Below are 8,496 nucleotides of genomic sequence, written 5' to 3'. Positions count from 1 at the left end.
CGGCGGGTGGTCTTTCGCCGGGAGTAGGTGCTCGAGGATGCGTTTGGCGATCTGCCGCAGCTCTGAGCAGCTGAGCCGGTGGGCGTTCTCGAACAGCATCTCCTCAGCGACCGGCACCAAATTCGGATCCACCGCGTCGACTTTGCGGGCGAGCCACGCGGCGACTTTCACGTGTCCGAAGGACACCGTGCCGGCGGACAGGGCGGCGGCGAAACGCGGCAGAACCGGTAACCGGCGCGCGGTATCGACCAGAGCGCTGGCCTCACCCGAGGTCATTTTGAAGGAGCCTTGGAGCCAGGCCTTCGTCGACGGGGCACCGTTGTAGGCCACCGCACCCCGGCGGTGCACCGCACCCACGGCTTCGGCGAGGCCGGCCTGGGCCACCCGCACGATTTCTTCCCAGTCTTCTACCCGGCCGAGCTGCGCGGAATCGGGGAGCCCGCCGAGGTCTTCCCCGGCCAGCTCCCGCAACACCGCCACACACTCGACCATCGAACTCATGTGCGAAATTCTAAAGCTGCCCACCGACAGAAAACCGATGTCCACAGCCGCAAACGTCGACGTAGAGCTGCCAGTCTGGGTACTAGAGACGGTTACGGATGATCCGGCGGAGCTGGCGGGCCTGGGCGGCGAGGGTGCCGTCGGCGGTGCGGAGTTCGGTCTCGTCGACGCAGAGGTCGGATGTGGTCCACGCGGTGCGTTGCCGCAGCCGGAACCAGCTGTCGGGCTGGTACGCGACCGGGGCGAAGTGCGCGGTGAGTTCCGCGGTGGGGATCGGCATGGGAGCCCGGAGCGTCGCGAATAGACCGGGCGGCAGCGCGTCGAGCAGGATCGCGGCAGCCTCCGGAGCATCGAACGTCCGAGTGGTGAACACCGCAGGGCGGAGGCGGATCCACACATCGAACGCCGGATCGTCCCCGCCCGCGAGCGGACGCGACGCACTGACCGGTCGGATCTCGAAATGCTGCCCGACCGGCACCAGCTGTACCGGCAGATCGAGCCGCGGATATTTCTCCGGCTCGGCGGCCGGCTCGGGCGGTGCCCACGCAGGCGCGGCCTCAAGCACGCTGCGCCCGACGCCACCAGGATCCGCCGGGCGCCTCGCGCCGCCCGCGCCGCCCGCGCCGCCCGCGCCGCCCGAGCCGCCCGCGCCGCCCGAGCCGCCCCCGTCGCCGGGGATGGCCGCGTCGCCCTGGATGGTCGCGTCGCCCTGGATGGTCGGCGAGTCGCGGATCACCCGGATCAGGCCCTGGACGGCCGCGCCGATTCGCGCGGTCACCGCCGCCGTGCGGCCGGGGTGCACGAGCGCGGCCTCCACCGGGAGGTCGCCCGGCGGCAGCGGCGCGAGGAAGTGCGTGGTGACGGTCGCCGGGGTGCCGGGCACCAGCGAGCGGGTGGCGGCGAGCAGCGCGGCGACCACGACCCCGCCGTGTACCCCGGCGAATCCCTGCCAGGTCTCGTCGACCGGGTAGTCCAGGATCACGTCGGAGGAGGTCGCGGTCATCGCGCGCCCTCCTCGGCTTCCGCCGCGACTCCAGCGAGCGCATCCGTCTGCGCTGCGCCCGTCGGCGGTGGTGCGCTTGCGTGCGGTGGTGCGCTTGCGTGCGGCACTGCGTCTGCCTGCGGTGTCGCGCCCGTCTGCGCCAGAGCCCCGGGCGACGCCGGTACCCCGGGCGACGCCGGGGCCCCGGTCTGCGCCGGTGCCGCGACAACTGCCGCGCGGCGCCGGCTGAGGCCTAGCGCGGTTACCGCGGACAGCGCCGCTACCGCGGCCACCACCCACCATGCCTGCCGGAACTCGTCCGGCGTCGCGGTTCCCAGTACCGCGACCAGCACGCTCACTCCGAGCACGGTGCCGACCTGACGGCCCATATTCACGACCGCGCTGCCGGTCGCCGACCGCGCCGGGGGGAGCTGCGCGGTGGCGGACGCGAGGATCGTGGGCAGCGCCAACCCCACACCGACGCCGCAGATTAGCCAGCCCGGCAGCACCTCGGTCAGGTACGCGGGCTTCGTTTCGATCGACGTCACGATCAGGATGCTGCCGACCGCCCAGAGGAGGCAGCCGACGGCGGCCAGCCGACCGGGCGGGATGCGCCGGATCAGGCCGGCACCGCCGAGCGCGAACAGCGGCACCATCAACGGGCCGGGCGCGATCGCCAGCCCGGTCTCGATCGCCGAATAGTTCCACACGTCCTGCAGCCAGAGGATGAGGGCGAGCAGCCCCGCGGCGAAGCTCGCGCTGAAGACCGCGGTGGCGACGCTCGCCCAGGCGAACGGCCGCACGCGGAACAGTGCCGGGTCGACCAGGGGCGACGCGTGCCGCGCACTGTGGACAGCGAAGAGAACCAGGGCCACCGCTGCCACCGCGAACGCTGCCAGGATTCCGGTGCTGCTCCAGCCCCGCGAGTTGCCCTCCACCAGGCCGAACGCCAGCGCGCCGATCCCGAGCGTGAGCAGCGCGGCGCCGACCAGGTCCAGGTCCCGGTCCGGATCGGCGACCCGGTGGTCGGGCACCCGCCGGAGCGTCCCGAGCACCAGGATGATCCCGAGCGGAACGTTGATCAGGAAGATCCACCGCCACGACAGTTCGACGAGCAAGCCGCCGACGACCGGTCCGAGCGCGGCGGCGAGCGCGTTCGACGCGGCCCAGATCCGGACCGCGACCGCGCGCCGTTCGGCTGGCACCGCGTGGATCAACAGTCCCATGCTGGTCGGGGTCAGCGCGGCGGCGCCGATGGCCTGCACGATCCGGAACCCGACCAGCGCGGCGAGCGAGGGGCTCGCGGCGGCGGCCGCGCTCGCCGCGGTGAAGACGACGAGCCCGGCGACGAACACGGGCTTGTTGCCGACCCGGTCGGCCCATCGTCCGACCGGGACGAGCAGCGCGGCGTAGACGATCGCGTACCCGTTGAGGATCCAGCTCAGCTCGCCGAGCGAGTGGCCGGGGATGCTTCGGCCGATGTCGCCGAACGCGACGTTGACCACGAACAGGTCGAGGCCCGCAAGGAACGGCGCACCGCATAGCAGGGCGAGAACGCTCTGACTTGACTTCTGCATAGCCAGGGACGCTAGAGCCTGACTACGTTGATGTCTAGCCAGGAGTAGCCTGTTCCACATGCCGATGAGACTCGAAGGACCGCTCGCCGACCGATCGCGGTGGCAGGCGTCCGCGTGCTCGATCGGTAAAGCGATGGACGTCGTCGGGACGCGCTCGGCGATGCTGCTGATCCGCGAGGCGTTCTACGGCACGACCCGGTTCGACGACTTCGCGGCGCGGGTCGGGATCACCGACGCGATCGCGTCCGCCCGGCTCAAGGAGCTGGTCGCGGCCGGCATCTTCACCAAGCGCCCGTACCGCGAGCCCGGTCAGCGCACCCGGTACGAGTACGTGCTGACGCCGATGGGGCAGGACCTGCTGCCCGCGGTGCTCGCGCTGATGCGGTGGGGCGACCGGTACCTCCAGACCGACGGTGAGGGGCCGCTCGCGGTGGTCGAGGACACCACCGGCGAGCCGGTCGAGGTGCGCGCCCGCTCGGCGTCCGGCACCGACCTCGATGCCGACGGGCTCCGCGTCCGGGTGAACCGACGCGTGGTTTCACCGCGCTGAAATCCATGGCGGACGCTGAAAGCGGAGTGAAACCGGGCTGAAGGCGTGCGCTCGCACGCTCCTCCTGTGCGTGACCAACCGGGGTCACGCGAATCCAGGGGAGTCAGATGACACCGGCCATCGCCGCGACCGGCCTGTCGAAGTCGTTCGGTGACCACACCGTGTTGAACGGTGTCGACCTCACCGTTCCCGAGGGCACGATCTTCTCGCTGCTCGGCCCGAACGGCGCGGGCAAGACCACGACCGTTCACATCCTGTCGACGCTGCTCGCCCCGGACGGTGGTTCGGCGCGGATCGGCGGGTGCGACCTGGCGTCCGACCCCGCGGGGGTGCGGGCCGCGATCGGCGTCACCGGGCAATTTGCCGCAGTGGACGACGTCCTCACCGGCGTGGAGAACCTGCAGCTGATGGCCGAGCTGCACCACCTGGGCCGGCGGGAGGGCAAGCGCCGCACCACCGCACTCCTTGAACAGTTCGACCTCACCGAGGTCGCGATGAAACAGCCGTCCACGTACTCCGGCGGCATGCGGCGCCGTCTCGACCTGGCGATGGGCCTGGTCGGAAGGCCGCGCGTGCTGTTCCTCGACGAACCGACCACCGGGCTCGACCCGCGCAGCCGCCGCACGATGTGGCAGATCATCCGGGGCCTGGCCGCCGACGGCGTCACGATCTTCCTCACCACGCAGTACCTGGACGAGGCCGACGATCTGGCCGACCGGATCGCGGTGCTGGACGGCGGCGCGCTCGTCGCGGAGGGAACCCCGGCCGAGCTCAAGCGGCTCGTCCCCGGCGGCCACGCCGAACTGCGCTTCGGCGACGCGGACGCGCTGGCCAGGGCGGCCGCGCTGCTCGCAGAATCCACGTCGGACGGCGACACGCTCACGCTGCGCGTGCCCACCGACGGCGGCGTCACGTCGCTGCGAGATCTGCTCGGGCGGCTGGAGCACGACGCGATCGAGGTGACCGAGTTCGCGGTCCACCTGCCCGACCTCGACGACGTCTTCTTCGCGCTGACGGGAGACGACAACCGATGAGCACGCTCGCCCACGGCCTGTCCGACTCGACGACGATGCTGAAGCGGACCCTGCGCCACACGCTGCGGGATCCGATCTGGCTCGGCGCGTCGATCGCCACCCCGACGCTGTTCCTGCTGCTGTTCCGGTACCTCTTCGGGAACGCGATCGCGGCGGGTTCCGGGGAAAGCGGCGCGTACGTCGATTACGTGATGCCCGGCATTCTCGTACTGGCGATCGCGACCAGCGCCAGCGCGACCGCGGTCAGCGTCTCGGCGGACGGCGCGAAAGGCATCATCGGCCGGTTCCGCACGATGGCGATCGCCCGCACGTCGGTGCTGACCGGCCACGCGGTCGCCAACGTCATCCGGACCGGCGTCTCGGTCGTGCTGGTGCTGGCGATCGGACTGCTGATCGGGTTCCGGCCGTCCGCGTCGGTGGTCGAGTGGCTGCTCACGGCCGGTCTGCTCGTGCTGCTGTCGACGGCGGTCAGCTGGCTGGCGATCACGATCGGACTGGCGTTCTCGACGCCGGAGAGCGCGAATTCGATGTCGCTGCTGATCCAGTTCCTGCCGTTCCTGAGCAGCACGTTCGTCCCGCCCGAGTCGATGTCCCCCGGAGTGCGGTGGTTCGCCGAGCATCAGCCGTACACCCCGGTCATCGAGACCGTGCGTGGCCTGCTGCTGGGCGACACGATCGGGAACCAGGCCTGGTGGGCGGTGGGCTGGTGCGTCGGGCTGGCCCTGGTCGGCTACTTCGGAGCCCGGGCCCGGTTCGCGCGGTAGGCGTCCAGCTCGGCCCGTGCGGCCTCGCGCAGGCTCGCGGGGTCCAGGCCGGCGTACCGGGAGACCGCCTCCCGGTACGCCGGATCGTCCACGCGGGCAGTGACGAGCGCGACGCACTCCGGCCGCATCGTCGGGACGAAGCTCCGGACGTGCCGGAACCGCTCGGCCAGCGCGACCAGCCGCGCGGCGCGCGCCCTGGCGTCCGGGCCCGGTTCGCCCGCCAGCAACGCGGTTCCCAGCGCGAGCAGTAGCGCACCGATGACCGGCGCGTCCATGGTCGATGACGGGGCCGGCCGGTCCAGCAGCGCCGCCAACGGCTCGGGCAGCCCGTCGAGCGTGTCCGCGACCAGCGCGAGCCGGTCGTGGGCGGCGTGCGCGGCCACCAGCGCGGCCCGCAGCTCCAAGCCCCACGGCCCGTGGACCGGGAACTCGCCCGGCTCGGCGGCATCCAGCGTGGCCACCGCGTTCCGCCAGGTTGCGAGCCCGGCCTCGGCCTCGCCCTTGGCCAGCTGGATCTCGGCGCGCACGGCGAGGTGGAACGTGCGCACGCTCGCCTCCGGCAGGTACCCGCCCTCCGGCGCCGGGCCGAGCCAGCGCTCCGCTTCCTCGAGGTCGCCGACCTGAAGGTTCGCCAGCGCCATCCCCCAGCGCGCCTGGGCGAAGTCGGGTGAGCCGCCGAGCGACTCCAGCAGGTGGACAGCGGCGAGCAGATGGTGCCGTGCACGGGCGCCGTCGCCCAGGCCCAGGCAGAGTTCGCCGATCCGGGTGTGCGCGCTGATCCGCAACAGCGCGTTCCCGTCCCGTGCGGCTGGCGAGCGCTCGACCGCGGCCAGCGAGCGTTCGGCAGCGCGCAGGGCGGCATCCGGCTGGTTCGCTCGCTCGGCCAGGTAACCCGCAACGGTGTTCGCGACACCGGCGAGCAGGGGCTCGTCCCGCGCGCTCAGAGCGTCCAACGCATTCGGAACCGCGGAACCGACACCAGCGGCAAGCGTCGCCACCGCACGGGGCAGCGTCGTCGGCGGAGCCGGCGGCAGCCGGCGCAGGACCGCCAGCGACCGGGTGACCACCCGCCCTCCCACGAGGAACGAGTACGCGGCGCTCAGCGCCGCCGCCGTGCGCAGCGCCTCGACCAGCGCGGGCTCCGGACGGTAGTGGGACAGCAGCGCCTCGGTGTCACCGACCAGCGCGGCCAGCCGCGCGTAGTCGAACCGGATCGTCCAGGCGACGCCGAGTACCGCGGTCACCGCCGCGACCGTCGCACCGTCCTCACGGGCCAGCGCGTGCCGGAGCGCGACCGTCAGGTTGTCCAGCTCGACCCCGATCCGGTCGGCGGCCGCGAACGGCTGCGGCGCGGAGAGCGATTCGGCGTACGTGACCCCGAACGCCCGCGCCCAGTCCAGCAGGACGGTGATCGCTGCCTCGGCGTTGCGCTGCTCGGCCCCGAACGCCCGGACGGCCTCCAGCATCCGGAACCGGACACCCCACCGGTCCTCGGTGACCTGCAGCAGCGACTGCTCGACCAAACTCTCCAGCGCGTCGCCGTCGGCGAGCACGTGCGCCGCGGCGTCGGCGGTGAACCCACCGGGGAAGATCGACAGCGTCCGCAACGCCTCCCGGCCGGCCTCGTCCAGCAGGTTCCAGCTCCAGTCGACGACCGCGTGCAGCGTCCGGTGGCGGGCCGGCGCGTCCCGGGCACCACCGCGCAGCAGCGCGAACCGATCGTCGAGCCGCCGTTCGATCTCGCGCACCGACAGCGCCCGGACCCGCGCGGCGGCCAGCTCCACCGCGAGCGGCAGGCCGTCCAGCCGGCGGCAGAGCGCCGCGACCGCCTCCGGCGGCAGGTCGACGCCGGGCCTGGCGGCCCTGGCCCGCTGCGTGAACAGCTCGACGGTCGTCGGTAGGTCGAGCGGGGGCAGCGAATACACCGATTCGGACGAGAGGCCGAGCGGCGTCCGGGTGGTGGTCAGCACGCGCAGGCCGGCCGTGCGGGACACCAGTGCGCCGACCAGCGCGGCAGCACCGGCGACGACGTGTTCGCAGTTGTCCAGCACGAGCAGCGCCGGGCCCGGGGCGAGCGCCGCGACGATGCGGCTCACCGGGTCGCCGGTGTCACCCGGACGCCCGACCGCGGACGCGACCTCCGCGAGCACGTCCGCGTCGTCGGCGACACCGGCCAGCGCGACCAGGTGGACGATCGGCTGCTCGGCGTCCCGGGCCACGGCCTGGGCCAGCCGGGTCTTGCCCAGCCCGCCCGGCCCGACGATCGACGTCACCCGGGACGTCCGCAGCAGGTCCCGTACGGCCGCGCGGTCCACATCGCGGCCGACCAGCGGGTTCGGGTCCAGCGGGATGCCCCGCCTGACCGTGCCGCGCAGCGTCTGCTGGTGCCAGCGGGTGAGCGCGGGGCCCGGGTTGATGCCCAGCCGGTCCCGGAGCGCCCGGCGGTACGCGTCGTAGCGGGCGAGCGCCGCCGGGACCGGTTCGGTCCGCAGCACCTCCAGCAGCAGTTCCTCGTCCCGGGGCAGCTCGGCGGCGAGCGCGGCCAGCATCGGAGCGGCCTCGGCGGTCCGGCCGAGGCGGGCCAGCGCGAGCGCGCGGGCCCGGGTCAGCACGCGGTACGTGGACGCGCCGGTGGCCCGGAGCGCGTCCAGCGGATCGTGGCCGGCCGGGTGGCGGTCGGGCGCGGCGTCCCAGAGGGCGAGGCCCGCCTCGGCGGCCGCGAGCGCCGCCGCGTGGTCTCCCGCGTCCGCGTGGCGGTCGGCCGCGGTCGCGTGCAGTACGACGGCGGACGCGTCGACGCGCTCCGGAGCGAGCGCCAGCCGGTAGCCGCTCGGGGTGTTGACCAGCACGTCCGGCCCGAGAACCGTCCGGGCCCTGGCGACGAGGACCTGGAGCGCCTTCGCCGGGTGCTCGGGCTGCTCGTCCGGCCACAGACCGTCGACCAGCCGGGCCGTGCTCGCACCGGCACGCAGGTCTGCGGCGAGCACCGCGAGCAGCGTCCGCAGCCGGGGAGCGGTGACCTCCCGGCCCTGCCACGCCACGCGTGACAGCAGCGCCAGGTCGATCGTCACGCTGGAAGCGTAGTGCT

At 73.1% G+C, this 8,496-nt stretch carries 7 protein-coding genes; 3 read left to right on the top strand and 4 right to left on the bottom strand.

The genetic code is table 11. The features are described from left to right. The 3 genes from BUB75_RS38500 to BUB75_RS38490 form a co-directional block, all read right to left on the bottom strand. Positions 1 to 546, bottom strand: a 546-nt coding sequence (locus BUB75_RS38500) for a DUF222 domain-containing protein (RefSeq protein WP_143175688.1), incomplete at its 3' end; no start/stop codon positions are given. 37 nt (positions 547 to 583) lie between these two features. Then, the gene (locus BUB75_RS38495) at positions 584 to 1,504 is read right to left on the bottom strand and encodes an acyl-CoA thioesterase domain-containing protein (RefSeq protein WP_073264730.1); all 921 of its coding nucleotides are present in this window, start codon (positions 1,502 to 1,504) and stop codon (positions 584 to 586) included. Continuing rightward, positions 1,501 to 3,060: a DHA2 family efflux MFS transporter permease subunit gene (locus BUB75_RS38490; RefSeq protein WP_073264728.1), complete on the bottom strand. Its 1,560-nt coding sequence runs from the start codon at positions 3,058 to 3,060 to the stop codon at positions 1,501 to 1,503. The genes BUB75_RS38495 and BUB75_RS38490 overlap by 4 nt, the downstream gene beginning before the upstream one ends. 58 nt (positions 3,061 to 3,118) lie before the next feature. Here BUB75_RS38490 and BUB75_RS38485 point away from each other — a divergent pair, with 58 nt between their 5' ends. The 3 genes from BUB75_RS38485 (at position 3,119) to BUB75_RS38475 (ending at position 5,408) form a co-directional block, all read left to right on the top strand. After that, complete coding sequence (locus BUB75_RS38485; RefSeq protein WP_073264726.1) at positions 3,119 to 3,610, top strand: winged helix-turn-helix transcriptional regulator; 492 nt, start codon at positions 3,119 to 3,121, stop codon at positions 3,608 to 3,610. 107 nt (positions 3,611 to 3,717) lie between these two features. After that, positions 3,718 to 4,644 carry an ATP-binding cassette domain-containing protein gene (locus tag BUB75_RS38480; RefSeq protein WP_073264724.1) on the top strand — a complete coding sequence of 309 codons (927 nt, stop codon included), beginning with the start codon at positions 3,718 to 3,720 and terminating at the stop codon, positions 4,642 to 4,644. Further along, on the top strand, positions 4,641 to 5,408 hold the full coding sequence (locus BUB75_RS38475; protein WP_073264722.1) for an ABC transporter permease: 768 nt from the start codon (positions 4,641 to 4,643) through the stop codon (positions 5,406 to 5,408). Before BUB75_RS38480 ends, BUB75_RS38475 begins: the two co-directional genes overlap by 4 nt. On the opposite strand, the gene BUB75_RS38470 is transcribed toward BUB75_RS38475, so the two are convergent. Continuing rightward, the gene (locus BUB75_RS38470) at positions 5,375 to 8,479 is read right to left on the bottom strand and encodes an ATP-binding protein (RefSeq protein WP_073264770.1); all 3,105 of its coding nucleotides are present in this window, start codon (positions 8,477 to 8,479) and stop codon (positions 5,375 to 5,377) included. The genes BUB75_RS38475 and BUB75_RS38470 overlap by 34 nt on opposite strands. Between the last annotated feature and the right edge of the window lie 17 nt (positions 8,480 to 8,496).

Source organism: Cryptosporangium aurantiacum (assembly GCF_900143005.1).
Lineage (GTDB): Bacteria > Actinomycetota > Actinomycetes > Mycobacteriales > Cryptosporangiaceae > Cryptosporangium > Cryptosporangium aurantiacum.
This window is presented reverse-complemented; position numbering and strand designations above follow the sequence as displayed.

Coding starts and splice junctions, on each gene's coding strand:
- BUB75_RS38485 (WP_073264726.1), top strand. CDS start 3,119: ATGCCGATGAGACTCGAAGGACCGCTCGCCGACCGATCGCGGTGGCAG.
- BUB75_RS38480 (WP_073264724.1), top strand. CDS start 3,718: ATGACACCGGCCATCGCCGCGACCGGCCTGTCGAAGTCGTTCGGTGAC.
- BUB75_RS38495 (WP_073264730.1), bottom strand. CDS start 1,504: ATGACCGCGACCTCCTCCGACGTGATCCTGGACTACCCGGTCGACGAG.
- BUB75_RS38490 (WP_073264728.1), bottom strand. CDS start 3,060: ATGCAGAAGTCAAGTCAGAGCGTTCTCGCCCTGCTATGCGGTGCGCCG.
- BUB75_RS38475 (WP_073264722.1), top strand. CDS start 4,641: ATGAGCACGCTCGCCCACGGCCTGTCCGACTCGACGACGATGCTGAAG.